The 25,491-nt window shown below is 72.9% G+C and carries 21 protein-coding genes and 1 other RNA gene; 18 read left to right on the top strand and 4 right to left on the bottom strand.

From position 1 onward, the window contains the following. The first annotated feature begins 14 nt into the window (after positions 1-14). Together smpB and ssrA are read left to right on the top strand one after the other, a co-directional pair. Entirely contained in the window at positions 15-500 is a 486-nt protein-coding gene (smpB, locus tag ABZ934_RS21370; protein WP_136214441.1) for an SsrA-binding protein SmpB, read from the top strand. 132 nt (positions 501-632) lie between these two features. Further along, positions 633-1,021, top strand: a transfer-messenger RNA (tmRNA) gene (gene ssrA / locus ABZ934_RS21365). A 130-nt stretch (positions 1,022-1,151) separates the two neighbouring features. On the opposite strand, the gene ABZ934_RS21360 is transcribed toward ssrA, so the two are convergent. The 3 genes from ABZ934_RS21360 to ABZ934_RS21350 form a co-directional block, all read right to left on the bottom strand. After that, on the bottom strand, positions 1,152-1,409 hold the full coding sequence (locus ABZ934_RS21360) for a Txe/YoeB family addiction module toxin (protein WP_361315433.1): 258 nt from the start codon (positions 1,407-1,409) through the stop codon (positions 1,152-1,154). Then, a complete protein-coding gene (locus tag ABZ934_RS21355) occupies positions 1,406-1,681 on the bottom strand; it encodes a type II toxin-antitoxin system Phd/YefM family antitoxin (RefSeq protein ID WP_361315431.1) in 276 nt (91 codons plus the stop codon). The genes ABZ934_RS21360 and ABZ934_RS21355 overlap by 4 nt, the downstream gene beginning before the upstream one ends. Positions 1,682-1,746: 65 nt before the next feature. Beyond that, a complete protein-coding gene (locus ABZ934_RS21350; protein ID WP_361315429.1) occupies positions 1,747-3,117 on the bottom strand; it encodes an MFS transporter in 1,371 nt (456 codons plus the stop codon). A gap of 84 nt (positions 3,118-3,201) precedes the next feature. Between ABZ934_RS21350 and ABZ934_RS21345 the strand changes: the two genes are divergently transcribed. The 8 genes from ABZ934_RS21345 to ABZ934_RS21310 all read left to right on the top strand — a co-directional run bounded on the left by ABZ934_RS21345 (position 3,202) and on the right by ABZ934_RS21310 (position 13,435). After that, positions 3,202-4,167: a LysR family transcriptional regulator gene (locus ABZ934_RS21345; protein ID WP_361315426.1), complete on the top strand. Its 966-nt coding sequence runs from the start codon at positions 3,202-3,204 to the stop codon at positions 4,165-4,167. A gap of 97 nt (positions 4,168-4,264) precedes the next feature. Further along, positions 4,265-5,638: a nitrate/nitrite transporter gene (locus ABZ934_RS21340; RefSeq protein WP_361315424.1), complete on the top strand. Its 1,374-nt coding sequence runs from the start codon at positions 4,265-4,267 to the stop codon at positions 5,636-5,638. 115 nt (positions 5,639-5,753) lie between these two features. Further along, a complete protein-coding gene (locus tag ABZ934_RS21335; RefSeq protein WP_361315421.1) occupies positions 5,754-6,914 on the top strand; it encodes a uroporphyrinogen-III synthase in 1,161 nt (386 codons plus the stop codon). 223 nt (positions 6,915-7,137) lie between these two features. Then, on the top strand, positions 7,138-7,680 hold the full coding sequence (locus ABZ934_RS21330; protein WP_361315543.1) for a GNAT family protein: 543 nt from the start codon (positions 7,138-7,140) through the stop codon (positions 7,678-7,680). A 224-nt stretch (positions 7,681-7,904) separates the two neighbouring features. Further along, positions 7,905-8,474 (top strand): ABATE domain-containing protein, encoded by a 570-nt coding sequence (locus ABZ934_RS21325; RefSeq protein ID WP_361315541.1) that lies wholly within the window; start codon positions 7,905-7,907, stop codon positions 8,472-8,474. Positions 8,475-8,609: 135 nt separating this feature from the next. Beyond that, complete coding sequence (locus ABZ934_RS21320) at positions 8,610-10,937, top strand: UvrD-helicase domain-containing protein (RefSeq protein ID WP_361315419.1); 2,328 nt, start codon at positions 8,610-8,612, stop codon at positions 10,935-10,937. A 484-nt stretch (positions 10,938-11,421) separates the two neighbouring features. Further along, positions 11,422-12,846, top strand: coding sequence for an NAD-dependent malic enzyme (locus ABZ934_RS21315; RefSeq protein ID WP_361315416.1), 1,425 nt, complete (start codon positions 11,422-11,424; stop codon positions 12,844-12,846). Between the two features lie 307 nt (positions 12,847-13,153). Beyond that, positions 13,154-13,435, top strand: coding sequence for an HU family DNA-binding protein (locus ABZ934_RS21310; protein WP_007264399.1), 282 nt, complete (start codon positions 13,154-13,156; stop codon positions 13,433-13,435). 139 nt (positions 13,436-13,574) lie between these two features. Here the strand turns inward: ABZ934_RS21310 and murA are convergent, their stop codons facing one another. Further along, positions 13,575-14,915, bottom strand: a complete 1,341-nt coding sequence (gene murA, locus ABZ934_RS21305) for a UDP-N-acetylglucosamine 1-carboxyvinyltransferase (protein ID WP_361315414.1) — start codon at positions 14,913-14,915, stop codon at positions 13,575-13,577. A gap of 369 nt (positions 14,916-15,284) precedes the next feature. Between murA and ABZ934_RS21300 the strand changes: the two genes are divergently transcribed. From ABZ934_RS21300 to ABZ934_RS21265, 8 genes are all read left to right on the top strand, one after another. Continuing rightward, complete coding sequence (locus tag ABZ934_RS21300) at positions 15,285-15,845, top strand: YqgE/AlgH family protein (RefSeq protein WP_361315412.1); 561 nt, start codon at positions 15,285-15,287, stop codon at positions 15,843-15,845. Positions 15,846-15,874: 29 nt separating this feature from the next. Beyond that, positions 15,875-16,159: a DUF3039 domain-containing protein gene (locus ABZ934_RS21295; protein WP_361315410.1), complete on the top strand. Its 285-nt coding sequence runs from the start codon at positions 15,875-15,877 to the stop codon at positions 16,157-16,159. A gap of 187 nt (positions 16,160-16,346) precedes the next feature. After that, positions 16,347-17,969 (top strand): beta-N-acetylhexosaminidase, encoded by a 1,623-nt coding sequence (locus tag ABZ934_RS21290; protein ID WP_361315408.1) that lies wholly within the window; start codon positions 16,347-16,349, stop codon positions 17,967-17,969. Positions 17,970-18,299: 330 nt separating this feature from the next. Next, positions 18,300-19,214 (top strand): FAD binding domain-containing protein, encoded by a 915-nt coding sequence (locus ABZ934_RS21285; protein ID WP_361315538.1) that lies wholly within the window; start codon positions 18,300-18,302, stop codon positions 19,212-19,214. After that, positions 19,211-21,028, top strand: a complete 1,818-nt coding sequence (locus ABZ934_RS21280) for a 2Fe-2S iron-sulfur cluster-binding protein (protein WP_361315405.1) — start codon at positions 19,211-19,213, stop codon at positions 21,026-21,028. The genes ABZ934_RS21285 and ABZ934_RS21280 overlap by 4 nt, the downstream gene beginning before the upstream one ends. Positions 21,029-21,057: 29 nt before the next feature. Further along, positions 21,058-23,361, top strand: a complete 2,304-nt coding sequence (locus ABZ934_RS21275) for a xanthine dehydrogenase family protein molybdopterin-binding subunit (protein ID WP_361315535.1) — start codon at positions 21,058-21,060, stop codon at positions 23,359-23,361. A 185-nt stretch (positions 23,362-23,546) separates the two neighbouring features. Continuing rightward, the gene (locus ABZ934_RS21270; protein ID WP_361315402.1) at positions 23,547-24,065 is read left to right on the top strand and encodes a DUF2563 family protein; all 519 of its coding nucleotides are present in this window, start codon (positions 23,547-23,549) and stop codon (positions 24,063-24,065) included. After that, positions 24,065-25,480, top strand: coding sequence for a hypothetical protein (locus ABZ934_RS21265; protein ID WP_361315399.1), 1,416 nt, complete (start codon positions 24,065-24,067; stop codon positions 25,478-25,480). Before ABZ934_RS21270 ends, ABZ934_RS21265 begins: the two co-directional genes overlap by 1 nt. Positions 25,481-25,491 lie beyond the last annotated feature (11 nt).

The following is a 25,491-nucleotide window of genomic DNA, read 5'->3' as shown; positions in this document are numbered from 1 at the left end:
AAAATGACCGCACTATGGCAAAGGAAAAAGGGCGGAAGCTGATCGCCCAGAACAAGAAGGCGCGGCACGACTACACGATCATCGACACCTACGAGTGCGGTCTCGTGCTCACGGGCACCGAGGTCAAGTCCCTGCGCCAGGGCCGGGCCTCGCTCGTGGACGGCTTCGTGTCGGTGGAGGGCAACGAGGCGTGGCTCTACAACGTCCACGTGCCGGAGTACAGCCAGGGGACGTGGACCAACCACAGCGCCCGGCGAAAGCGCAAGCTCCTGATGCACCGGGAGGAGATCGACAAGCTGGAGCGCAAGGCGGACGAGTCGGGTCACACGATCGTGCCGCTCACGCTGTACTTCAAGGACGGTCGGGCGAAGATCGAGATCGCGCTGGCGAAGGGCAAGAAGGAGTACGACAAGCGCCAGACGCTGCGCGAGAAGCAGGACACCCGCGAGACGAACCGCGCGATCTCGGCGATCCGCCGCAAGCAGCGCGGCACGGTGTAGGCCGCCCGGCGGTCGTGTGGTGGGGCGTGCGGCGGCGCGGGTTTAATCACCTGGCATCCCGTGGTCCACTTCGCGTACCATGGGGTTCAGCACCGCACCGCCCCCGGGTGGCGCGGTTTGTCAAAAAAACATGGGGATGATCGGTTTCGACAGCGGATGTCGATGCAGGGGAAGCGAGCCGAGGAAGCGGCAATGATCTCGTTAACCCTATGTCGCAAAAAATAATCGCCAACACCAAGAGCGATAACTCCCGCTTCACCCTCGCTGCCTAATAACAGTGAGCTGAAGCCTCTGTGAGGAGCGTCAGCCCGGAAGTGGTCCCGGTCCGGATCCTGGCGTCAACTAGGGATCTAAACCTCTAGCCCCGGTCACGGGGGCCTGAGGGAAACCAAACAGTGACTGAGCCCGTCGGAGACTTGTCCGTGTGATCTCCGGGGCCGAGAAAAGCGCAGCGGACTGCGCTCGGAGAAGCCCTGCTTCTGCACCGTTGGACGCGGGTTCGATTCCCGCCATCTCCACTCATCCCATGTGGGCGAAGGCCCCGCAGTCATCGGACTGCGGGGCCTTCGTCATGCCATGCCAGCCATGCCAGGCCCGGCCCGGCCCGTCTGCGCCGCGCCACGCGGCAGCCCGACCGCTCCGGCCCAAGGGTCAGTAGTGATAGCGGGCCTTGAGGATCTTCACTTCCTCCTCGTCGGCCCGGTACACCAGACGGTGTTCGTCGTCGATCCGGCGGGACCAGTAGCCCGACAGTTCGCCCTTCAGGGGCTCGGGTTTACCGATGCCGGTGAACGGATCGCGCTGGATCTCCCCGCTCAGGCGGGTGATCCGGCGAGCCATCCTCCGGTCGGAGGCCAGCCAGAAGAGGAAGTCCTCCCAGGCGTCGGCGTCGAAGTGGACACTCCTCACTCCTCGCCCCCGGCCAGCTCGCGCAACTCGTCCATCGTTTTGGCGACGACGGGGGCCGCTGCCCGGTCGCGTGCGACGGCTTCCATCAAGCGCTGGGCGTTGGCCGGCGAGCGCAGGAGGTAGACGGTCTCCTGCCAGGAGTCGTAGTCGTCGGCGGACATGAGGACGGCGTCCCCGTGGCGAGAGGTGATGCGCACCGGGTCGTGATCGGTGTTCACGCGCTCGATGAGCGGGAAGAGGCTCGCGCGTGCTTCGCTGGCGCTTATCGACATGGTCCACACCCCTGGTTCACTCGTACCGGTATGCGGTACAGCTTACGTACCGGAAGGCGGTACGGCTAGTGGGGCCGCTGACGGCGGACCGCGATGAAGAGGGCCGAGAGGGCCGCGGCGGCCGGGAGGGCGTAGGCCGTCGGCGGGCCGAGGTGGTCGATCACCTGGCCCGCGGTGGCCGAGCCGAGGGCGATGCCCCCGAGGATCGCGGTGACGGCGACCGTCATGCCTTCGTTGAGGCGGCCGGGCGGGGTGACGGCCTGGACGCGGGACATCGCCGTCACCATCGTCGGGGCCGTCGCCACGCCGGCCGTCAGCAGGGCCGTCGCCAGCAGCGGCAGCGAGCCCGTCGTGGCCGCCGCCCACGGCAGTGTCATCGCCGCGGCCAGCGCCAGGAGGCAGGCGGTCAGGGACCGCGGGCGCACGGCCCCGTAGCGGAGACCGGCCACGCAGGAGCCCAGGGCCTGGAGGGCCAGGACCGGCCCGGAGGCGGCGCCGAGGCCCAGGGCGCCGAGGTGCGCGATCGAGGTGACCTCCATCGCGCCGAACATCGTGCCGAGCGCGAGGAACAGCGGCAGCAGCGGAGCCACCGCGCGCAGCGCCGAGCCGGGCGGGCGCAGGGCGGACACCGGTGGCTCGGTGGCCCGCCGGGACGTGAAGAGCAGCATCCCCGTGAGCAGCAGGGCGGCCCCCGTGAGGGTGCCGGCCTCGGGGAAGACGGCCGAGCAGAGGAACGCCGCGACGACCGGGCCCAGCATGTAGCACAGTTCGTCCGCGGCCTGTTCGAAGGACATCGCCGTGTGGTGTTCGGCGGGGCGCTCGCGCAGCAGGTGGGTCCAGCGGGCGCGGGACATGCCGCCGATGTTGGGGGTGGTGGCGGTCGCCGCGTACGAGGCGAACAGGGTCCAGGCCGGTGCGTGGGCGCGGACGCTCAGCACCAGGGCCAGCGAGCCCAGCACCGCGATCAGCGTGGCCGGGACGGCGATCCGGGCCTGGCCGTGGCGGTCGACCAGCCGGGCCGTCCACGGCGCGACCAGCGCGGTCGCCGCCATCCCGGTCGCCGTGACGGCCCCGGCCAGCGCGTACGAACCCCGCTGGCCGGCGATCATCATCACCGCGCTGATCCCGAACATCCCCATGGGCAGCCGGGCGAGCAGGTTCCCGGCGGTGAAGGCGCGGGCCCCGGGCACGGCGAACAGCCGCCGGTACGGGCCGGGCCGGCGGGCCGGCCGGGCGGCCTCGGGCGCCCGCGCCCCTCCTTCGACGGACGGAGTCCGGCGCAGCGGCCCGAAGCCCGCGAGGCCCGCCGGGGCCGAGTGGTGCGAGGGGCGCGTCGAGACGGGAAAGCGGTGCGAGGGGCGCGGGAAGGGGGCGTGCACGAGGGTGGAGCCGGAGACGGTCATCAGGGGGCTGCGGGTCGGGGTCGCGTACGGCATGGGAACAGCCTCCGGCCGCCCGGCCCACGGGGTCCAACACCTGTTCCGGGGCCATTCACCGCTTCCTGTTGTTAGTCTCCCGGGGTGATCCCCCGTGATGTGGAACCCCGGCTGCTGCGCGGGTTCGTCGCCGTCGCCGAAGAGCGCCACTTCACCCGCGCCGCGGCCCGCCTGTACGTGGCGCAGCAGGCGCTGAGCCGGGACGTACGACGGCTCGAACAGCTCCTCGGCGCCCCACTGTTCCTGCGTACCACCCGCGCCGTGGAAATCACCGCGGACGGGGAGCGGCTGCTGGCGCCCGCCCGCAAGGTGCTCGCCGCGCACGAGGAACTCGCCGCCGCCTTCGCCGGACCCCGGGCCCTGCTCGTCGACCTGAACACCGACGGCCCGAGCACCGCCCGCACCGTCCTGGAACACGCCCGCGAACTGGCCCCCGCCTGCGAGCTGATGGCCCGCTTCGAGAGCGGGCTCACGCACGCCGCCGCCGAGATCGCCGCCGGGCGCCTGGACGTGTCCTTCGGGTACGCCGACGGCCTGGCCCCCGCGCTGCGGGCCCGCCTCGCCCATCGGCCCGTCCGGTACGAGCCGCTCGCCGTGCTGCTGCCCGAGGGGCACCCCCTGGCCGCGCGCGGCGAGGTGCCGCTCGCGGCGCTGGCCGGGGAGACCGTGTACGCCGGGGCCGGGAACCCCCGCACCTCGGAGTGGACCGGGCTCGCCCGCGAACTCTTCGCCGGGCGGGGCATCGCACTGGCGCCGCCCGCGCCCGCGGCCGTCGGGAAGGACGAGTTCCGCCGGGTCATGGCCAAGACCCGCAACCCCGTCCTGGTCACCGTCGACTTCCCCGACCTGCCCGGCTGCGCGAAACGGCCGCTGGTCGATCCCGTGCCGCTGTCCCCGCTGTCGATGGTGTGGCGCAAGGGCTTCGCCCACCCAGGCCTCGACGCCCTCCGCGAGGCCGCGTCCGCCGGCGCCGCCGCCCGCGGCTGGCTGGAGGTACCCCCCGGCGCCTGGCGCCCGGCCGCGCTCACAGGCGCTCCCGGCGGCGGGTGAGAGCAAGGTTTCCCGGCGGTCATCAGCCGGGGACCGGGGCCGAAACGCGCCGTTCCTACGGTCGTCACCACGGACGCGACAGCTGTGGAGGCGTGTGATGACCACCGGTACGACCGCACCGCGCGAAAGGGGCCGCTGGATCGAGCGGTGGGACCCCGAGGACGAGACGTTCTGGAAGGAGACCGGAGAGAAGACCGCCAAGCGGAACCTGCTCTACTCGGTGTTCTCCGAGCACATCGGGTTCTCCATCTGGTCCCTCTGGTCCGTGATGGTGCTCTTCATGGGACCCGGGTACGGGATCGACCCCGCCGGGAAGTTCTTCCTCATCGCGACCGCCACCGCCGTCGGCGCGCTGGTACGCATCCCGTACACCTTCGCCGTCGCCCGCTTCGGCGGCCGCGACTGGACCGTCGTCAGCGCCCTGCTGCTCCTCGCGCCGACCGTGGCCGCGCTCGTGGTGATGGAACCCGGCACCCCCTACGGGGTCTTCGTCGCCGTCGCCGCCCTGACCGGCGTGGGCGGCGGCAACTTCGCCTCGTCCATGACCAACATCAACGCCTTCTTCCCGCTGCGCAAGAAGGGCTGGGCGCTCGGCCTGAACGCGGGCGGCGGCAACATCGGCGTACCGGTGGTACAGCTCGTCGCCCTGCTGGTCATCGGGACCGCCGGGGCCGGGCACCCACGGCTGCTGCTCGCCGCGTACGTCCCGCTGATCCTCGCCGCCGCGGCGCTGGCCCTCGTCCGCATGGACAACCTGGCGCCGGTGCGCGGCGACGGCGGCGCCGTACGGGACGCGGCACGCGACCCGCACACCTGGATCATGGCGTTCCTCTACGTGGGCACCTTCGGCTCCTTCATCGGCTACAGCTTCGCCTTCGGGCTGGTCCTGCAGACGCAGTTCGGCCGGACCCCCCTCCAGGCCGCCTCCCTCACCTTCATCGGACCGCTCCTCGGCTCGCTGGTCCGCCCGGTGGGCGGGGCGCTCGCCGACCGGCTGGGCGGGGCGCGGATCACCCTGGCGACGTTCGTCGCGATGGCGGCGGCGACGGGGGTGGTCGTACTGGCCTCGGTCCGTGAGTCGCTGCCCGTGTTCCTCGTCGGTTTCGTGGCCCTGTTCGCGCTGAGCGGTCTCGGCAACGGCTCCACGTACAAGATGATCCCCGGGATCTTCCAGGCGAAGGCACTGGCCCGCGGGATGACGGGCGAGGACGCCGCCGCCTGGGGACGCCGGCTCTCCGGGGCGTCCATGGGACTGATCGGCGCCGTGGGAGCCCTCGGCGGGCTCGGCATCAACCTGGTCTTCCGGCAGGCGTTCACGGACGGCGGATCGGGCACCGCCGCCTTCGTCACCTTCCTCGGCTTCTACGCCGTGTGCTGCGCCGTGACCTGGGCGGTATACCTTCGCCGACCGGCCGCCGCGGAACAGCCGGTGGCCGGGACGGCGGCGAAGCAGCAGCTCACCTCGGTGTAACGGCGGTTAACGACCGCGAAATACGGCGGAACCGAGTCCGTCACGGCGATTTGGCAGGCTCGGTTCCCGTTGAGCGACACACGTGACAACCCCATGCGCGAGGCAGGACACCACTATGGACGACGACGCCGCCACGGAAACGGCCACCGGCCCTCTCTCCGGGTTCACGGTCGGGGTCACCGCCGCCCGCCGCGCCGACGAGCTGATCGCCCTGCTGCGCCGGCGCGGCGCGACCGTGCTGCACGCGCCGGCCCTGCGGATCGTGCCACTCGCCGACGACGGTGAACTCATGGAGGCCACCAAGGAGTTGATCCGACGCACCCCGGACGTGGTGGTCGCCACCACCGCGATCGGGTTCCGCGGGTGGATCGAGGCCGCCGACGGCTGGGGGATCGGCGAGGAACTGCTCGATCGGCTGCGGGCCACGGAACTGCTGGCGCGCGGGCCGAAGGTCAAGGGCGCGGTACGCGCCGCCGGACTGGTGGAGGCCTGGTCGCCGGGGTCCGAGTCCCTCGCCGAAGTACTGGACCGGCTGCTCGCGGGGGGAGTGGCCGGGCGGCGCGTCGCGCTCCAGTTGCACGGCGAGCCGCTGCCCGGGTTCGTCGAGACGCTCAGGGCGGCCGGGGCGGAGGTGGTGGTCGTACCGGTGTACCGGTGGATGCCGCCGGAGGACCCGGCCCCGCTGGACCGGCTCCTGGACGCCGTCGCCACCGGCGGGGTCGACGCCCTCGCCTTCACCTCCGCCCCGGCGGCGGCCTCGCTGCTGTCCCGGGCGGACGGGCGGGGAATGCGGGAGGCGGTGCTGGAGGGGCTGCGCGGGGACGTGCTGTCGGCGTGCGTGGGGCCGGTGACGGCGCTGCCGCTCCAGGCGGAGGGGGTGCCGACGGTGCAGCCGGAGCGGTTCCGGATCGGGCCGCTGGTGCAGGTGCTGTGCCAGGAGCTGCCGGGCCGGGCCAAGGTCCTGCCGGTGGCGGGGCACCGACTGGAGATCCGGGGCCACGGGGTGCTCGTCGACGCGGAGCTGCGGCCGGTGCCGCCGGCGGGTATGGCGCTGCTGGGGGCGCTGGCGCGGCGGCCGGGGTGGGTCGTGGGGCGGGCGGAACTGCTGCGGGTGCTGCCGGGGGCGGGGCGGGACGAGCACGCCGTGGAGACGGCGATGGCGCGGCTGCGGGCGGCGCTGGGGGTGCCGAGGCTGATCCAGACGGTGGTGAAGCGGGGGTACCGGCTGTCGCTGGACGCGGGCGGGGACGGGTACGGGGTCCCGCCGGGGGTGTAGCGGGTCCGGCGGAGCCGGGGCCCGCCCGCGGGTCGGGGGCACCGGGATCGGGTGCGGCGCCGGCGCGCTGCGCGGCTCCGGCCGCGCCGCGCTTTCCGGGGCTCGCTCCGCCCCGAGCCCCGCGCCTCGATCACCCCCGTACTCCGGCCGGGGGTGCCCCTACCACCAGGCTGGAACCGTGGGGCTGGTGTCGGGCGGGGGCGCGGGTTAGCGTGCCGGCGTGATGATCAACGGGGTGGAGATGAGGGGCGTCACCATGGATGACGCCGCGGGGTTGGCCGGGGCGCTCGCGCGGAACCGGGAGTACATGGCGCCGTTCGAACCGCGACGGCCCGAGGAGTACTACACCGAGGCCGGGCAGCGGGAGCGGATCGCGGCGCTGCTGGCCGACCGGGACGGCGGCCGGCTCCTGCCGTTCGTCCTCGTCGCGGGCGACACGCCCGTCGGCGTCATCAACCTCGGCGGCATCGCGCTCGGCCCCTTCCGCAGCGGCGGAGTGGGCTACTGGGTGGATCGGGCGCGGGCCGGGAAGGGGCTGGCCACCGCCGCCCTGGAGGAGGTCTGCCGGATCGCCCGTGACGAGGTCGGGCTGCACCGGATCGAGGCGGGCACCCTCGTCGACAACGTGGCCTCCCAACGGGTCCTCGCCAAAGCCGGCTTCGAGCCCATCGGCCTCGCCCCCCGCTACCTGCACATCGACGGCGCCTGGCGTGACCACCGCCTCTTCCAGCGGCTGCTCCACGACAACCCGCCGGACACCCCCTAGCGCTGTGACCGGGAGGGTCTACCGGGTAGCGCCGCCCGGCACGGCACCTGCCCGCGTTGTCGGACCGCGCAAGTACGTCCAGTACGAGCCGCGGCCCTCCGCCTTGCGATGCGCCGCACCGAACACCGCGACCCGGCATACCTTCGCGGCCACAGCACTAGCCGAACCCGCACCTGACGGGCACTCTGGGGAGGCGGCCCACGGCAACCGAGGCGGTGACCGGTATGTGGTTCGACTCCGGGCGGGTCTGCCTGGACCTGGTGGCCACCTTCGTGCCCCGGCGGGGCGCCGAGGGCATCCGGGACGGTGACGAGCTGCGGTTGTGGCTCGTCGGGGCCGGACTGGTGCCCGACCGGACCCCGCTCGGGCGGGTCGGGCCCGACTGGGTGGTGGCCTTCCGGGAGCTGCGGGGCGATGTGGAGAGCCTCGTACGGGCCGAGCTGCGCGGGGCCGCGCCCGACGAGGACGCCCTGGCCCGGGTCAACGCGGCGGCCGCCGGTCCACCCCCGGGGCTGTGTGCGGTGCGGGACCAAGAAGGGCACCTCGTACGGGAGTTGTGCGGCGGGGTCGAGTGCGCCGGGCTGCTCGCCGCGGTCGCCCGGGACGCCGTCGAGCTGCTCACCGACCCCGGCGACCGGGCGCTGTTGCGCGCCTGCGAGGGCGACGGCTGCGCGCGCGTCTACCTCGACACCTCGCGCGGCCACCGGCGCCGCTGGTGCTCCAGCGAGATGTGCGGCAACCGCGAGCGGGTCGCCCGCCACCGCCGGCGCGTCCTGGCGGCCGGATCCGCGTAGCGCGGGGGTCCGGCCGGGACGCCGTTCGCGGTGATCTCCACTGCGATCCGCGAACGGTCCCGGAACGGGCGTGCGGACCCGGCCCCGCTTCGCGTACGGTTGACGGTCGCCCATGCACGTCAGAAGGGGGCCTTGGTGGCCGCGCAGAATGCCGCTGTCGACAGCACGGCGGATTCCGTCCGCGATCGGGAGATCGCGGTCGAGCAGACGCATCTCGACCGGGTGTACCGACGCCTAGAGGAGAAGATCCACGAGGCCGAGTTCCTGATGAACGACGCCGCCCAGCGCGGTCAGGTCGGCACGCCCGGCGCGCTCGCCGAGCGCGACGCGCAGGTCTTCCGCGCCGGGATCCACCTCAACCGGCTGAACAACGAGTTCGAGGACTTCCTGTTCGGCCGCGTCGACCTGGTCCTGGGCAAGGACGGCGAACGCGGCCCCGACGGGGCGTACACCTCCGTCGAGCCCGCCGACGACGCCATCCGCGCCGACCTCACCGCCGACATCGCCGAGACCCTGCACATCGGGCGCATCGGCGTACTCGACTCCGACTACGCGCCGTTGGTGATCGACTGGCGGGCCCCGGCGGCCGCGCCGTTCTACCGGTCGACGCCGAAGGACCCGGGCCGCGTCGTGCGCCGCCGGGTGATCCGCTCCAAGGGGCGCAAGGTGCTCGGCGTCGAGGACGACCTGATGCGCCCCGAGGTCACCGCGTTCCTCGACGGCCAGGAGCTGCCCGTCATCGGCGACGGCGCCCTGATGGCCGCGCTCGGGCGGGCCCGTACGCACTGCATGCGGGACATCGTCTCCTCCATCCAGGCCGAGCAGGACCTGGTGATCCGGGCCCCCGCCGCGTCCGTCGCGGAGGTGGCGGGCGGTCCCGGCACCGGGAAGACGGCGGTGGCCCTGCACCGCGCCGCCTACCTCCTGTACCAGGACCGGCGGCGCTACTCGGGCGGCATCCTCATCGTCTCGCCGACGCCGCTGCTCGTCGCGTACACCGAGGGCGTGCTGCCCTCCCTCGGCGAGGAGGGGCAGGTCGCCATCCGGGCGCTGGGCTCGCTCGTCGACGGGGCCGAGGCGACCACGTACGACGAGCCGGCCGTGGCCCGCGTCAAGGGCTCGTCCCGGATGCCCAAGGTGCTGCGCAAGGCCGTACGGGGCGCCCTGGAGCTCGGCGGTGCCACCGGCCGCGCCCCCGACCGGCTGCGCGTCGTGGCCTTCGGGCGGCGCCAGGAGCTGGAGGCCGACGAACTGAACCGCATCCGGCAGAACGTGCTGGGCGGCACCGCGCCGGTCAACCTGCTGCGTCCGCGTGCCCGCAAGCTGCTGCTGGACGCCCTCTACGCGAAGTCCGGCGCCAACGGGCGCCACAGCGACCCGGAGCTGGCCGCCGAGCTGCGTTCCGCGTTCGACGAGGACATCTCCTCGGAAGACGCCTTCATCGACTTCCTGAACGCCTGGTGGCCCGAGCTGACCCCGCGCGCGGTGCTGGCCGCGATGGCCGACGAACGCAAGCTCGGCCGCTGGTCGCGCCGGGAGCTGAACCAGCGCGAGGCCCGCTCGCTGGCGCGTTCGCTGCGCCGGATCGGCCCGGACGGCAAGGGGCCGCTGTCGGTGCACGACGTGGCGCTGCTGGACGAGCTCCAGCAGTTGCTGGGCGCGCCCGCGCGGCCCCGCCGCAAGCGGGACCTGGACCCGTTGGACCAGCTCAGCGGGTTGGAGGAGCTGATGCCGACCCGCGAGGAGACCCAGTGGGAGCGGGCGGAGCGGATCGCGGCGGAGCGCAACGAGTACGCGCACGTCATCGTGGACGAGGCGCAGGACCTGACGCCGATGCAGTGGCGGATGGTGGGCCGGCGGGGGCGTCACGGCACCTGGACGGTGGTCGGCGATCCCGCCCAGTCGTCCTGGACGGATCCGCAGGAGGCCGCCGCGGCGCGGGACGAGGCGCTGGGCACCCGGCCGCGCCGCCGGTTCACGCTGACCGTGAACTACCGCAATCCGGCGGAGGTCGCGGAGGTCGCCTCCCGCGTACTGCGGCGGGCGATGCCGGGGATGGAGCCGCCCCGGGCGGTGCGTTCGACGGGCCTTGAGCCCCGTTTCACGGCTGCCGAGGGCGACCTCGGCCGGGCGGTGCGGGAGGAGACGCGACGGCTGCTGGAGCAGGTGGACGGCACGGTCGGCGTGGTCGTGGCCATGGACCGGCGCGCGGAGGCCGCGGGATGGCTGGCGGAGCTGGGCGGCAGGGCGGTGGCGCTGGGCAGCCTGGAGGCCAAGGGATTGGAGTACGACGCCACGGTGGTGGTCTCCCCGGCGGAGATCGCCGAGGAGTCGCCGGCCGGGCTGCGGGTGCTGTACGTGGCCCTGACACGGGCGACGCAGCAGCTGACGGTGGTCTCCACCGCCCGCGACACCCCCGACGCCTCGGGCGTGCCCGCGCTGCTGGCGCCGGACGGGGGCTGATCGCGGGCCCCGGCGGGCCCCGGCGGGCGCGACCGGCGGCCGATCCGGGCCACTGGGCCGGATGGCCCGCGGCCGGGGGTGTGGTGGCGTGGACAACCCCCGACAGGGGGATCGCTTTCGGCGATCCTTTGTTAGCCTGGGTTACGGCACCGGCTCGATCCAAGCCCCCGGGCCCAACCTTCGTCGCCTAGAGCGACCACTTGCCGCGAGGCGAGCATGGCGGGTCGGTGTTTCAACGTGAGAAAGCAGGTCTGCCCCTCCGCGGTCGCGGAGGGGCAGACCTGTTTTGCGTGACTCCCGGGGTTTCGCACTACTCTGAAATCTCGTATGGTGGAAGAGTTCTTCCGAAATTTGTAGCTGGTTACCTTGTACCGGCTGGTAGGTGGGACGATCGGACAACAGGTCCTGCCGCACCTGCCATCGTTGGGTGGGCCGCGCGGGGCCCTGTGTACAGAAAAACCAGGGACAGAAGAGGAACACGGCCATGGCAACGGCGCCCAGCGTCTCGTACTCGATGACGGTCCGCCTGGAAGTGCCCGCGAGCGGAACCGCGGTCTCCCAGCTCACCACCGCCGTGGAGTCGTCCGGAGGATCCGTCACCGGCCTCGACGTCACCGCGTCCGGCCACGAGAAGCTCCGTATCGACGTCACCATCGCCGCGACCTCCACCGCGCACGCCGACGAGATCGTCGAGAAGCTGCGCGGCATCGAGGGCGTCAGCCTGGGCAAGGTCTCCGACCGAACCTTCCTGATGCACCTCGGCGGCAAGATCGAGATGTCGTCCAAGCACCCCATCCGCAACCGCGACGACCTGTCGATGATCTACACCCCGGGCGTCGCCCGCGTCTGTACGGCCATCGCCGAGAACCCCGAGGACGCGCGCCGCCTGACCATCAAGCGCAACTCCGTCGCAGTCGTGACGGACGGCTCCGCCGTGCTGGGCCTGGGCAACATCGGCCCGATGGCCGCGCTGCCCGTCATGGAGGGCAAGGCGGCCCTCTTCAAGCGCTTCGCCGGGATCGACGCCTGGCCGATCTGCCTCGACACGCAGGACGCCGACGAGATCGTCGCCGTCGTCAAGGCCATCGCGCCCGGCTTCGCCGGCATCAACCTGGAGGACATCTCCGCGCCGCGCTGCTTCGAGATCGAGGCCCGGCTGCGCGAGGCCCTCGACATCCCCGTCTTCCACGACGACCAGCACGGCACCGCCATCGTCGTCCTCGCCGCGCTGACCAACGCACTTCGCGTGGTGGGCAAGGCAGTTGGCGACATCAAGGTCGTCATGTCCGGCGCCGGCGCGGCCGGCACCGCCATCCTCAAGCTGCTCCTCGCGGCGGGCGTGAAGAACGCGGTGAGCGCCGACATCAACGGCGTCGTGCACGCGGACCGCCCCGACCTCGTCGACGCGGCGCCCGACTCCCCGCTGCGCTGGATCGCCGACAACACCAACCCCGAGGGCTACACGGGCACCCTCAAGGAGGCCGTGGTCGGCGCCGACGTGTTCATCGGCGTCTCGGCCCCGAACGTCCTGAACGGCGACGACGTGGCCGCCATGGCGGAGGGCGCGATCGTGTTCGCGCTCGCGAACCCCGACCCGGAGGTGGACCCCGCGGTCGCCCGCCAGACCGCCGCCGTCGTGGCCACCGGCCGCTCCGACTTCCCCAACCAGATCAACAACGTGCTGGTCTTCCCGGGTGTCTTCCGCGGTCTGCTGGACGCCCAGTCCCGCACCGTGGACACGGGCATGATGCTGGCCGCCGCCACCGCGCTCGCCGACGTAGTCGGCGAGGACGAGCTCAACGCGAACTACATCATCCCGTCGGTGTTCAACGACAAGGTCGCGGGCGCGGTCGCCGGCGCCGTCCGCAAGGCGGCCTCCGCGCCTGTGACGGCAGCCACCTCCGCCTGATCCCGGCGCGTCGCGGGATGCGGGTCCGGTCGGGCGCCTCTAGGGTTGCGGGGATGCCCGCGGGGCCCGCGGTCCGCATCCACCGGAACGACGGGTGCGGACGGAGCGTCACCGCGGCGTGACTGTGGAGCTTTTCGTGTGACCCTGGCGGGTGCCGGATTGGCTTTCCCGCCGCTGGTGGGGGCAGGATGCGTAACCGGGCGAGAGGGTCTGACGTTCAGACCCGGGTCCGGGGACTGTCCGAGGGCCCTGGCAGCATCGGCTTCGATCTCACGCCTCTAAGGCAAGTTGAACACGGGAGTACAACATGAACCGCAGTGAGCTGGTGGCCGCTCTGTCCGAGCGCGCCGAGGTGACCCGCAAGGACGCCGACGCCGTTCTGGCCGCGCTCGCCGAGACCGTCGGCGAGATCGTCGCCAAGGGCGACGAGAAGGTCACCATCCCCGGCTTCCTGACCTTCGAGCGCACCCACCGTGCCGCTCGCACCGCGCGCAACCCGCAGACCGGCGACCCCATCCAGATCCCGGCCGGCTACAGCGTGAAGGTCTCCGCGGGCTCCAAGCTCAAGGAAGCCGCCAAGGGCAAGTAGTACCGCCCTTGTGCCGAGGGCCGCGCAGGCCCTCGGGACGGCAGTGGTACGTAGAACGACCAAGGGCGGCCACCCCCGTGCGGGGTGGCCGCCCTTCGGCCTTCCCGGGGCCCCTCGCGGGCCCCGGGACCGGTCGGTGCTAGACGAGGTCGCCGTTCGGCAGTTCGACCTTCGCGCCCAGCTCCACGAGCTTCTCCATGAAGTTCTCGTAGCCGCGGTTGATGAGGTCGATGCCGTGTACCCGCGAGGTGCCCTCGGCCGCCAGCGCCGCGATCAGGTACGAGAACCCGCCGCGCAGGTCGGGGATGACCAGATCGGCGCCCTGGAGCTTGGTGGGGCCGGAGACGACCGCCGAGTGCAGGAAGTTGCGCTGCCCGAAGCGGCACGCCGAGCCGCCCAGGCACTCCCGGTAGAGCTGGATGTGAGCGCCCATCTGGTTGAGCGCGGAGGTGAAACCGAGCCGCGACTCGTACACCGTCTCGTGCACGATGGACAGGCCGGACGCCTGGGTCAGCGCGACGACCAGCGGCTGCTGCCAGTCGGTCTGGAAGCCGGGGTGCACGTCCGTCTCCAGCGCGATCGCCTTGAGCGGGCCGCCCGGGTGCCAGAAGCGGATGCCCTCGTCGTCGATCTCGAACGCGCCGCCGACCCGCCGGAAGGTGTTCAGGAAGGTCATCATCGAGCGCTGCTGCGCGCCGCGGACGTAGACGTTGCCGCCGGTGGCCAGCGCCGCGGAAGCCCAGGAGGCGGCCTCCAGGCGGTCCGGGAGCGCCTTGTGGTTGTAGCCGGTGAGTTCGTCCACACCGGTGATCCGGATGGTCCGGTCGGTGTCCAGGGAGATGATCGCGCCCATCTTCTGCAGGACGCAGATGAGGTCTTCGATCTCCGGCTCGACGGCGGCGTTGCTCAGCTCGGTCACGCCCTCGGCCAGGACGGCCGTCAGGAGCACCTGTTCGGTCGAACCGACCGACGGGTAGGGCAGCCGGATCTTGCAGCCGCGCAGGCGCTGCGGCGCCTCCAGGTACTGGCCGCCCTCGCGCTTCTCGATGGTCGCGCCGAACTGGCGGAGCACGTCGAAGTGGAAGTCGATGGGACGGCCGCCGATGTCGCATCCGCCGAGACCGGGGATGAAGGCGTGGCCGAGGCGGTGCAGCAGCGGGCCGCAGAACAGGATCGGGATCCGGGAGGAACCCGCGTGCGCGTCGATGTCGGCGACGTTCGCGGCCTCGACGTACGTGGGGTCGAGGATCAGCTCGCCCGGCTCCTCGCCGGGGCGCACGGTGACGCCGTGGAGCTGGAGCAGGCCGCGGACGACCCGGACGTCACGGATGTCGGGCACGTTGCGCAGCCGGCTGGGCGAGCTGCCGAGCAGAGCGGCCACCATGGCCTTCGGCACGAGGTTCTTCGCGCCGCGGACACGGATCTCGCCCTCGAGCGGGGTACCGCCGTGGACAAGCAGGACATCGTCAGTGCCGGTCATGGATCTCGCGTTCCGAAGAGGGACTCCCCGGCGAACAGGGGAGTGTGGGCAGGGGCCAGTGAAAAGGGTAAGGGGCAGTACCCCCTTATTCGTATGGCTGACGCGGCCGTAGGACTGTCATCCATTAGGCACGGCACCCGCTTGGCACCCACCGTGCGCGCAGCATTGCGGAGTGTCGCCTTCCGGGCGGTTCGGAGCCGTTCCGGAGCGTGCCCGAGCGTTCCGGACCGTCCGCGACCGTCCGCGACGGTTCTGATCCGCCCGCGGGGGAGCCGTCCGAGGGGCTTTCGGCGGGCGTTCCCGTTGCCGCCGCGATCCGATGCCCTCCTCCGCTCCCCCTCGGGGGCCGATATGCGGGATCATGTCCGCATGACCGAGGTGTCCTCCCTCACAGGGCGGCTGCTCGTGGCCACCCCCGCCCTCGCGGACCCGAACTTCGACCGCGCGGTGGTGCTGCTGCTCGACCACGACGAGCAGGGCTCGCTCGGCGTCGTCCTCAACCGGCCCACCCCGGTGGGCGTCGTCGACATCCTGCTGCCCTGGGCGCCGCTGGCCGGCGACCCCGGGGTGGTGTTCCAGGGCGGCCCCGTGGGGCTGGACTCGGCGCTCGGCATCGCGGTGATCCCGGGCGAGGAGGGACCACTGGGGTGGCGCCGGGTGCACGGCGCGATCGGCCTGGTCGACCTGGAGACGCCGCCTGAGCTGCTGGCGGCCGCCCTGGGCTCGCTGCGGATCTTCGCCGGTTACTCCGGATGGGGCCCCGGCCAGCTGGAAGCCGAGCTGGGCGACGGCGCCTGGTACGTGGTGGACTCCGAACCCGGTGACGTGTCCTTCCCGGACCCCGAACGGCTCTGGCGGGCGGTGCTGCGCCGCCAGCGCAGCGACCTCGCCATGGTCGCCACCTATCCGGACGACCCGTCGCTCAACTGACCCGCGCGCGGGTCGGTACCCTGGATTTCATGAGCACTCTTGAGCCCGATCGCGGGACTGGTACGGGGACCCTCGTAGAGCCGACGCCGCAGGTGTCCCACGGCGACGGCGACCACGAGCGCTTCGCCCACTACGTCCAGAAGGACAAGATCATGGCGAGTGCGCTCGACGGGACCCCCGTCGTCGCGCTGTGCGGCAAGGTCTGGGTCCCGGGTCGCGACCCGAAGAAGTACCCGGTCTGCCCGATGTGCAAGGAGATCTACGAGTCCATGGGCGCCGGCGGCGACAAGGACAAGGGCGGCAACGACAAGTAGGCCCCACCGCGCCGTAGGGGGAGCGCCGCCGCCGCCTGCGGGGCCGCTCCAGGGCGCGTGCGACCACGTAGGCCCACGACGCCCCGGCGCTTCCGGGGGCCCGTCGCATCCCAGTAGGGTCGGCCCGACGGGCGCTCGGCGCGGCGGTGTCGCGCGGGGTGCGACGCGCTGTCGCGAAGGGCCGAGCATGGACCTGATCCCCCTACCCCGGCATGCCGAGTTCCGCGACGGGCCGCGCCTGAGGCTGGGGCCCGGTACGGCCTTGGCCGCCGGGCCCGGCACCGAGGGGGTGGCGGGCTGGCTGCGGCGGGAGCTGGGGGCCGCCACCGGATTCGCCTTCCCGGACGCGGCGCCGGACGCGCCCGGCGCCGTACGACTCGCGCTGGACGGCGGCCTGGCCGGCGAGGAGTACCGGCTGGCGGTCGACGCGGACGGGGTGCGGTTGGCGGGCGGGTCGGCGGCCGGCGTGTTCTGGGCCGCCCAGACGCTGCGCCAACTCCTCGGCCCCGACGCCTACCGCCGGGCCCCGCTGCCCCGGCGGGTGTGGGAACTCCCGTACGGCGCGGTCGAGGACGGCCCCCGGTTCGGCTGGCGCGGGATGATGCTCGACGTCGCCCGGCACTTCATGCCCAAGGACGGCGTACTGCGCTACATCGACCTGCTCGCCGCGCACAAGCTGAACGTCCTGCACCTGCACCTGACCGACGACCAGGGATGGCGGGTGGAGATCAAGCGCTACCCGCGGCTCACCGAGGTCGGCGGGTGGCGGCCGCGCAGCAGGTGGGGTCACCGCGCCTCGCCGCTGTGGAACGAGACGCCGCACGGCGGTCACTACACCCAGGACGACATCCGCGAGATCGTCGCGTACGCGGCGCGGCGGCACGTACGGGTGGTCCCCGAGATCGACGTACCGGGGCACTCGCAGGCGGCGATCGCCGCCTACCCCGAGTTGGGGAACACCGACGTGGTGGACACGGCCGCGCTGGGCGTGTGGGACGACTGGGGCGTCAGCGAGAACGTCCTGGCGCCCTCCGAGGACGTACTGCGCTTCTACGAAGGGGTCTTCGAGGAACTGCTGGAGCTGTTCCCGGCGGAGGTCTCGCCGTTCGTGCACGTCGGCGGCGACGAATGCCCCAAGGACCAGTGGCGGGCCTCCCCGGCGGCGCAGGCGCGGATCCGGGAACTCGGGGTCGAGGGGGAGGACGGCCTCCAGTCCTGGTTCATCCGGCACTTCGACCGCTGGCTCGCCGAGCGCGGCCGGCGCCTGATCGGGTGGGACGAGATCCTGGAGGGCGGCCTCCCACCCGGCGCGGCCGTGTCCTCCTGGCGCGGCTACGCGGGCGGCGTCGCCGCGGCCGAGGCGGGCCACGACGTGGTGATGTGTCCCCAGGAGCACGTGTACTTGGACCATCGCCAAGCGGGCGGTTCCGAGGAGCCGGTACCGATCGGATACGTGCGGACCCTGGCCGACGTGTACCGCTTCGAGCCGGTTCCGCCGAAGCTGTCACCGGAGGCGGCGGCGCACGTGCTGGGCGCGCAGGCCAACGTGTGGACCGAGGTGATGGAGGACCAGGGCCGCGTCGACTACCAGGTGTTCCCCCGCTTGGCGGCCTTCGCGGAGGTGGTGTGGTCGCCGCTGCCGGAGCCGGCGGAGCGGGACACGGCGGCCTTCGAGGCGCGGATGACCGGTCACTACGCGCGGCTGGACGCGCTCGGGGTGGACTACCGGCCGCCCGGCGGGCCGTTGCCCCGACAGCGGCGCCCCGGTGTGCGGGGGCGGCCGATCGAGGGGGAGCCCCCGATCGTGTGACTCGGGCAACCGGTTGGGTCCCCGGGACGGACGGGGTGCTTCGCGGCGGTTCGCAATCGTTGCGACGTGTTCGGAAACCTTGCGTTGATTGTCGGAATTCTTTCCTGATTCGGTCGAAACCCGGCGAAAGCGGGGGACTTGACGGGGTGGGACGAGGGCGGTGGGGGCACGGGGGTGACGAGGGCGACCCTCGCGCCGGGAGACCCGGAAGATGTGCCAGAGTTGCCACGTCCCGGCGGTGAGCACGTACCGTACGGCGGACAGGCGTGAGCGCCGGGACCGGGACATCGGGAAGGGGCAGCTGGGTTGACCACGCACGCACCGCATGCACTGCACACACCGCATTCACCTCAGGCGCCTCAGGGGCCTCAGGCGGGGCAGTCCGTCACGCTGCCCACCTCGCTCGACGAGGCCGTCGCGGCACTCACCGCCATGCCCGCCGCCGTGCCCGTGGCCGGCGGCACCGACCTGATGGCCGCCGTCAACGCGGGACTGCTGCGCCCCGCCGCGCTCGTCGGGCTCGGCCGGATCAACGAGATCCGCGGCTGGCAGTACCAGGACGGCCACGCGCTGCTCGGCGCGGGCCTCACCCACGCCCGGATGGGCCGACCGGACTTCGCCGCGCTGATCCCCGCCCTGGCGGCGGCCGCGCGGGCCGCCGGACCGCCGCAGATCCGCAACGCGGGCACCCTCGGCGGCAACATCGCCTCGGCCGCGCCGACCGGTGACGCGCTGCCGGTGCTGGCGGCGCTGGAGGCGGTCCTGGTCATCGTCGGGCCCGGCGGCCTCGGCGAGTCGGGCGTGGCCCGGCGGGAGATCCCGGTCTCCCACCTGCTGGCCGGGCGCGAGATGCTGCGGCCGGGCGAGCTGATCGGCTTCGTACGCGTGCCGCTGCTGCACGCGCCGCAGGTGTTCTTGAAGGCGACGGGGCGGACGGGCCCGGGGCGCGCGGTGGCGTCCGTGGGGCTCGTACTGGACCCCGCGCGCCGGGGCGTGCGCTGCGCGATCGGCGCGGTCGCGCCGATGCCGCTTCGGCCGCTGGAGGCCGAGCAGTGGGTGGCCTCGCTGATCGACTGGGACGGCGAACGCGGTCTGGCCCCCGAGGCGCTGGAGGCGTTCGGCGAGTACGTCGCCGCCGCCTGCGTGCCCGACCAGGGAGAACCGGTGGCCGCCGGGGTACTGCATCTGCGGCGGACGGTGGCCGTACTGGCACGGAGGGCCCTGGGGAGGGCGCTGACCTCATGAGTGAGAACGAGAACGTGAGCGGAACGACCGGTGCCGCCTGGGGCTGGGAGCCGGTGCCGCAGGGCGGCGAGTACGACTCCGAGGCCACGGCCTTCGTGAAACTGCCGCAGGACATGCTGGACGCGCTCGACGGCGGGGAACCGCTGGCCGCGCCCGGGCACGGGTACGTGCCGCCGCCGATGATCGTGCCACTGGGCTCGGCCAGTGCGGATCCCTCGGCCACCGGTACGTGGACCATGCCGACGCCGTGGCCCGAGGCGGGCGACACCGGCGCGCCGGCGCGCGGGCCGATCCCGGCGTCGATCCCGCTCCCGGCGTCGGTCGCGGCGGCGTTCGCCGACGCCGCGCAGGGCGGTGAGGCGGGGACCGGGCAGCACCCCGCGTACCAGCCGGACCCGGGACACCAGCCGGACTCCGGCGCCACGGCCGAGTGGCACTTCCCGGAGGCCGGACGGGCCGAGGAGCCGCAGGCCACCGGTCAGTGGGCGTTCGGGGCCGGTACGGCGGGCGCCGACTGGAGCCAGGCCCCCGCGACCCTGCCGGGCGGGGCGGCGGCGCCTTGGGCGACGCCGGCGTACGACACCTCGATGAGCTCGGGCGTGCTGCCGGGCGCGGAGGACCCGGGGGCGGCCCCGGGTGCGCCGGGGCGCGGTCCCCGGGTGCTGGGCGGCCCCGGCGTGGGTACCCCGCTGCCGGAGTCGGCGCTGCCGGAGTCGGAGCCGGGGGCGGTCCCCGGGACGGAGTCGGTGGGTGGGCCCGAGCCGGAGCCGGCCGTGTACGCCGCCCCGGACATCGAGGCGGCCCACGGGGCGGCACGGATGCCGGTCGAGGAGGAACGGCCGCGTCCGGTGGGCGCGGAGGCCGACTCGGGGGACGGGCACGGTTTCGCTGAGGTGGTGGCCCGGGCAGAGGCCGCTTCGGAGCCGCAGCCCGGGCCCGGGCACGGTTCGGAGCCGCAGCCGCAGCCGCAGCCGCAGCCGCAGCCGCAGCCGCAGCCGGGGCCCGGGTCGGAACCTGAGCCCGGGCACGGGTTCAGCGCGCAGGGGCCCGGGTCGGAGCCCGGGCACGGGTTCGGCGGGGCCGCGCAGGAGCCGCTCGGCGAAGCCGCCGGGTCGTTCGCGCCGGGTGCGGGAAGCGCCGACAGCGGCGAGGCACTTCCGGGTGCGGACAACACCGCGGCTTTCCCGGCCGGGGATGCGACGTACGACGAAACGCTCCTCGACGCCCCCGCCCCGCATCACGAGCACCCGCTCGCCTCGTACGTGCTGCGCGTCAACGGGGCAGACCGGCCCGTCACCGGTGCGTGGATCGGCGAATCCCTCCTCTACGTGCTGCGCGAACGGCTCGGGCTGGCCGGCGCCAAGGACGGCTGCTCGCAGGGCGAGTGCGGGGCCTGCGCCGTGCAGGTCGACGGACGCCTCGTCGCGTCCTGCCTGGTCCCGGCCGCGACGGCCGCGTCCAGCGAGGTCCGGACCGTCGAAGGACTCGCGACGGACGGGGAACTCTCGGACGTCCAGCAGGCGTTGTGCAGGTCGGGCGCGGTGCAGTGCGGATTCTGCGTCCCCGGCATGGCCATGACCATCCACGACCTGCTGGAAGGCAACCACGCCCCCAGCGAGTTGGAGACCCGGCAGGCGCTCTGCGGCAACCTCTGCCGCTGCTCCGGCTACAAGGGCGTCATCGAAGCGGTCCGCGAGGTCGTCGGCCGGCGCGAGGCCGCCACCGCGGACGGCTCGGCGGCCGGCGAGCCGCGCATCCCGCACCAGGCAGCCCCGGGCGAGGGCGGCATCCACCACAACGGAGGCATGGCGTGAGCGGGCACGACGCGGCCACGACCACCCTGATGACGACGACGGTGACGACCGGCGCCGGCAGCGGGGAAGAGGCACCGGAAGTCCTGCGCGGCATCGGGGTCTCCGTCCCCTCCGCGCACACCCGCGCCAAGACCGAGGGCACCTTCCCCTACGCCGCCGACCTGTGGGCCGAGGGCCTGCTCTGGGCCGCCGTCCTCCGCTCCCCGCACGCCCACGCCCGCATCCTCTCCATCGACACCGCGGCCGCCGTCGCGATGCCCGGCGTGCGCGCCGTCGTCACCCACGCCGACGTGCCCGGCGCCACCACCCACGGCCGCCGGATCGCCGACCGGCCCGTCTTCGCCCACGACGTGGTCCGCCACCACGGCGAGCCCATCGCCGCCGTCGCCGCCGACCACCCGGACACCGCCCGCCTCGCCGCGGCCGCCATCACGGTCGAGTACGAACTGCTGGACGCGGTCACCGACCCGGAGCAGTCCTTCGGCGCGCCCGCCCTGCACCCCGACGGCAACCTGATCCGGCACATCCCGCTGCGCTACGGCGACCCGGAGGCGACCGGCGAGGTCGTCGTCGAGGGCCTCTACCGGATCGGCCGCCAGGACCCCGCGCCCATCGGCGCCGAGGCCGGCCTGGCCGTGCCGCGACCCGACGGCGGCGTGGAGATCTACACCGCCTCCACCGACCCGCACACCGACCGCGACCTCGCCGCCGCCTGCTTCGGACTGGAGCCGGACCGGGTACGGATCGTCGTCACAGGCGTCCCGGGCGCGACGGCCGACCGCGAGGACCCCGCCTTCCAACTCCCGCTGGGCCTCCTGGCGTTGCGTACGGGCTGCCCGGTGAAGCTGGCCGCCACCCGCGAGGAGTCCTTCCTCGGCCACGCCCACCGCCACCCGACGCTGCTGCGCTACCGCCACCACGCGGACGCGGAGGGCCGGCTGGTCAAGGTCGAAGCCCAGATCCTGATGGACGCGGGCGCCTACGCCGACGCCTCCGCGGAGTCCCTCGCCGCGGCGGTGGCCTTCGCGTGCGGCCCGTACGTGGTGCCGCACGCCTTCGTCGAGGGCTGGGCGGTGCGCACCAACAACCCGCCGTCGGGACACGTGCGGGGCGAGGGCGCGATGCAGGTGTGCGCCGCGTACGAGGGCCAGATGGACAAGCTGGCCGCCGCGCTCGGCATCGACGGTGCGGAACTGCGGATGCGCAACGTGCTCGCCACAGGCGACCTCCTGCCGACCGGCCAGACGGTGACCTGCCCGGCGCCGGTCGCCGAACTCCTGCGCTCCGTACGGGACTTCCCGCTGCCCTCGCTCCCCAAGGACACCCCCGAGGAGGAGTGGCTGCTGCCGGGCGGCCCGGAGGGCGCGGGCGAGCCGGGCGCGGTGCGGCGGGGGGTCGGGTACGGCGTGGGCATGGTGCACATGCTCGGCGCCGAGGGGACCGACGAGGTCTCCACCGCCACCGTGAAGGTCGTCGACGGCGCGGCGACCGTCATCTGCGCGGCCGTCGACACCGGCCAGGGCTTCTCGACGCTCGCCCGCCAGATCGTCCAGGAGATCCTGGGCGTGGAGGAGGTCGTCACGGCCCCGGTCGACACCGACCAGCCGCCGGCGGGACCCGCGGCGCACGGCCGCCACACGTGGGTCTCCGGCGGCGCGGTCGAACGGGCCGCGAAGATGGTCCGTACGCAACTCCTGCAGCCGATGGCCCACAAGCTCGGCATGTCGACGGAGCTGCTCCAGATCCAGGACGGCCGGATCACGTCGTACGACGGCGCGTTCTCCACCACGGTGGCGGAGGCGATGGCCGGCAAGGAACTCTGGGCGACGGCCCAGTGCCGCCCCCACCCGACCGAACCCCTGGACGAACACGGCCAGGGCGACGCCTTCGTCGGCCTCGCGTTCTGCGCGATCCGGGCGGTGGTGGACGTCGACGTGGAACTCGGCTCCGTGCGCGTGGTCGAACTGGCCGTCGCGCAGGACGTGGGCCGGATCCTCAACCCCGGCCAGCTGGAGGCCCGTATCGAAGCGGGCGTCACGCAGGGCGTGGGCGCGGCGCTGACCGAAAACCTCCGCTCGGTGGCGGGGGTGATCCGACACCCCGACCTGACGGGCTACGCCCTGCCGACGTCGCTGGACGCCCCGGCGGTGCGGATCGTCAAGCTGGTCGAAGAGCGCGACGTGGTGGCCCCGTTCGGCGCGAAGGCGGCGAGCGCGGTCCCGGTGGTGACGACCCCGGCGGCCATCGCCTCGGCGGTGCGCTCGGCGACGGGCCGCCCGGTGAACAGGCTCCCGATCCGGCCATCGGCGGCGGTGGCGGCACCGAACTCGTGACACGCTGACCGGGGTTGGGGTTGCGGTCGACCTCTGCTTGCAGTCGCAACCCGGCGCTTGGGGGTGTCGGTGCCGGTCGCTAGAGTGATCGGAGCGGGGGCGCACGGGGGCGTGCACGCGACGCGGCGTCGCTCCCGAGGGGTTTCACGGGGTAACGGGGATGACGGGGAGTCGGGGAGGCCATCGTGGCGGAGGAGAACGGCGGGCTGGCAGGCATCGTCGGCGCGAGCAACGGCCTGGCGGACGCGATCATGCGCCAGGCGAAGGCGCTGGAGGTCGAGTACGAGACGCTGAACGGCTTCAAGAAGCTGGTCGACGCCCAGCTCAAGAAGCTCGGCGGCTCCCAGGCGGACCCGAACAAGCTGCAGGACGGCACGCTGCCGTCGGGAACGCTGGGCACGGGCTTCGCGGAGGCGGATGCGCTGTTCAAGGCGTACGGGACGGTACACACGCAGCTCACGGCCCTGTCGAAGGGCCTGGCGGACCAGATCGAGGGCCTCGGGATCGCGATCCTCACGGGGGGCAAGGGGTTCGCGACCGTGGATGAGGAGACGCGCCAGCGGATGCTGGCGATCGCCCAGCGGGCGAAGGAGGAGTACGTCCGGGAACGCGACCCCTCGGCGAAGGACGAACAGCCGCAGCAGCCGCCGCAGGGCGGCCAGACACCCACGCCGGCGCCGAGCAAGACTGAGGTCGATTTCTGATGGTGACTAGCTTCGACGGCTACAGCCACGAACAGTTGATGGCGATGATCGCCTCGATCAAGCCGGAGATCGTCCGGACGCGGGCGACGCAGCTTGAGGAAGCCGCCGCTGCCATTAAGGAAATCGGCGAGAACCTCAAACACCACAAGGTGTCGGGCTGGGAAGGCGAGGCCGCGACGGCCTTCCAGACTTGGGTGAATTCGGCGGGCAATGCGACGCTGCGTCTGGCGGACTACAGCAAGGACGCCTCGAAGTGGATGACGATCGCGGCGCAGCACATGTTCGAGGCTCAGAGCACGCCGGGCGTCGACGCGTCGGCGAAGGAGAATCTGGCGGCCGCGCGCAAGTTCCACAACGACCCGGACTCGGCGAAGATCGGCTCACTGGCGGCGCAGAAGCTGGAGGCGGACCGGCTGCAGGCGGTGCAGCAGCTGAAGAAGCTGGCGGAGTCGTACGACGAGTCGTCGCGGAACATGAACGCGGCGCAGGCCCCGACGTTTCCGCCGCCGCCGGCGGCCTTCGTGCCTCGTGACCGCGATGACATCGCTGACAGGGCACGTTCCAGCGGCGGGAATACACCCGCAAATGTCACGACCTCCGCGTACACAGCTCAGAGCTCTGCCGGTCCTTCACCAAGCGCCCCTAATTCGGTACCGGACGTTCGTTCGCCGTCTGATCCTCCGGTAACTGGCGGTTTGGGGACCGTGACTCCAGGGCCCCTTCCGGCCCCCCCGGACCGCAACGTCGGTGTGGACCTGAACACGGTCGGGACGCTCCCCGACAAGACGCTGCCCACTCCTTCCGGCATTCCAGCTACCGGCCCGATCGGTGGCGGCCCAACCCCCGTTCAGGTGGTTCCTCCGCTGACGCTCCCCCCAACCAGCGGGTCGGTCAAGACGGGCGGTGGCGGGACATTCCCGCGCCCCACAACGCCTCCCGGCAAGGTCGGCGGTGTCAACGGGCTGACCCCGCGCGAGACCGGCATCGTCGGCGGACGCCCGGTGACTGCTCGTGGACCGAGTGCGGGTATCCCGCGCGGTACGGTCATCGGCGCGGAGGTTTCCCCAACAGGACGCGGGATGATGGGCGGTGGCATGGGGAGTGGCCTGGGAGGTGGTTCCCATGGCGGTCCTGGCTCGGCTGCGGGCCGTCGACTGGCCATGGAGCCGGGCGGTGTGGTCGGTGGCCGGCAGGCCGGAGTCGGCGGTCAGTCGGCGACAGACGGTCGGCCGTTCACCCAGGGCGGTTCTGGCCTCGTACGCAACGGGACCTCTACCGGTCCAGTCGGCGGCGCGGGCTCCCACGCCCCGGGCAAGCGGCGCGATGGTCGTGGAGGTGAACGTCCCGACTACCTGGCCGAGGATGAAGAGACCTGGCAGGCGGATCGTCCTGTTGTGCCGCCAGTGATCGACTGAGCAGAACGGAC

It is taken from the genome of Streptomyces sp. NPDC046557, from assembly GCF_040645975.1.
Lineage (GTDB): Bacteria > Actinomycetota > Actinomycetes > Streptomycetales > Streptomycetaceae > Streptomyces.
This window is presented reverse-complemented; position numbering and strand designations above follow the sequence as displayed.

What these genes read in the sequence shown, in the direction of transcription:
- smpB (WP_136214441.1), top strand. Translation starts at nt 15, where the DNA reads ATGGCAAAGGAAAAAGGGCGGAAGCTGATCGCCCAGAACAAGAAGGCG.
- ABZ934_RS21355 (WP_361315431.1), bottom strand. Translation starts at nt 1,681, where the DNA reads ATGTCGATAAGCGCCAGCGAAGCACGCGCGAGCCTCTTCCCGCTCATC.
- ABZ934_RS21350 (WP_361315429.1), bottom strand. Translation starts at nt 3,117, where the DNA reads ATGCCGTACGCGACCCCGACCCGCAGCCCCCTGATGACCGTCTCCGGC.
- ABZ934_RS21340 (WP_361315424.1), top strand. Translation starts at nt 4,265, where the DNA reads ATGACCACCGGTACGACCGCACCGCGCGAAAGGGGCCGCTGGATCGAG.
- ABZ934_RS21335 (WP_361315421.1), top strand. Translation starts at nt 5,754, where the DNA reads ATGGACGACGACGCCGCCACGGAAACGGCCACCGGCCCTCTCTCCGGG.
- ABZ934_RS21330 (WP_361315543.1), top strand. Translation starts at nt 7,138, where the DNA reads ATGATCAACGGGGTGGAGATGAGGGGCGTCACCATGGATGACGCCGCG.
- ABZ934_RS21325 (WP_361315541.1), top strand. Translation starts at nt 7,905, where the DNA reads ATGTGGTTCGACTCCGGGCGGGTCTGCCTGGACCTGGTGGCCACCTTC.
- ABZ934_RS21315 (WP_361315416.1), top strand. Translation starts at nt 11,422, where the DNA reads ATGGCAACGGCGCCCAGCGTCTCGTACTCGATGACGGTCCGCCTGGAA.
- ABZ934_RS21310 (WP_007264399.1), top strand. Translation starts at nt 13,154, where the DNA reads ATGAACCGCAGTGAGCTGGTGGCCGCTCTGTCCGAGCGCGCCGAGGTG.
- murA (WP_361315414.1), bottom strand. Translation starts at nt 14,915, where the DNA reads ATGACCGGCACTGACGATGTCCTGCTTGTCCACGGCGGTACCCCGCTC.
- ABZ934_RS21300 (WP_361315412.1), top strand. Translation starts at nt 15,285, where the DNA reads ATGACCGAGGTGTCCTCCCTCACAGGGCGGCTGCTCGTGGCCACCCCC.
- ABZ934_RS21295 (WP_361315410.1), top strand. Translation starts at nt 15,875, where the DNA reads ATGAGCACTCTTGAGCCCGATCGCGGGACTGGTACGGGGACCCTCGTA.
- ABZ934_RS21290 (WP_361315408.1), top strand. Translation starts at nt 16,347, where the DNA reads ATGGACCTGATCCCCCTACCCCGGCATGCCGAGTTCCGCGACGGGCCG.
- ABZ934_RS21280 (WP_361315405.1), top strand. Translation starts at nt 19,211, where the DNA reads ATGAGTGAGAACGAGAACGTGAGCGGAACGACCGGTGCCGCCTGGGGC.
- ABZ934_RS21275 (WP_361315535.1), top strand. Translation starts at nt 21,058, where the DNA reads ATGACGACGACGGTGACGACCGGCGCCGGCAGCGGGGAAGAGGCACCG.
- ABZ934_RS21265 (WP_361315399.1), top strand. Translation starts at nt 24,065, where the DNA reads ATGGTGACTAGCTTCGACGGCTACAGCCACGAACAGTTGATGGCGATG.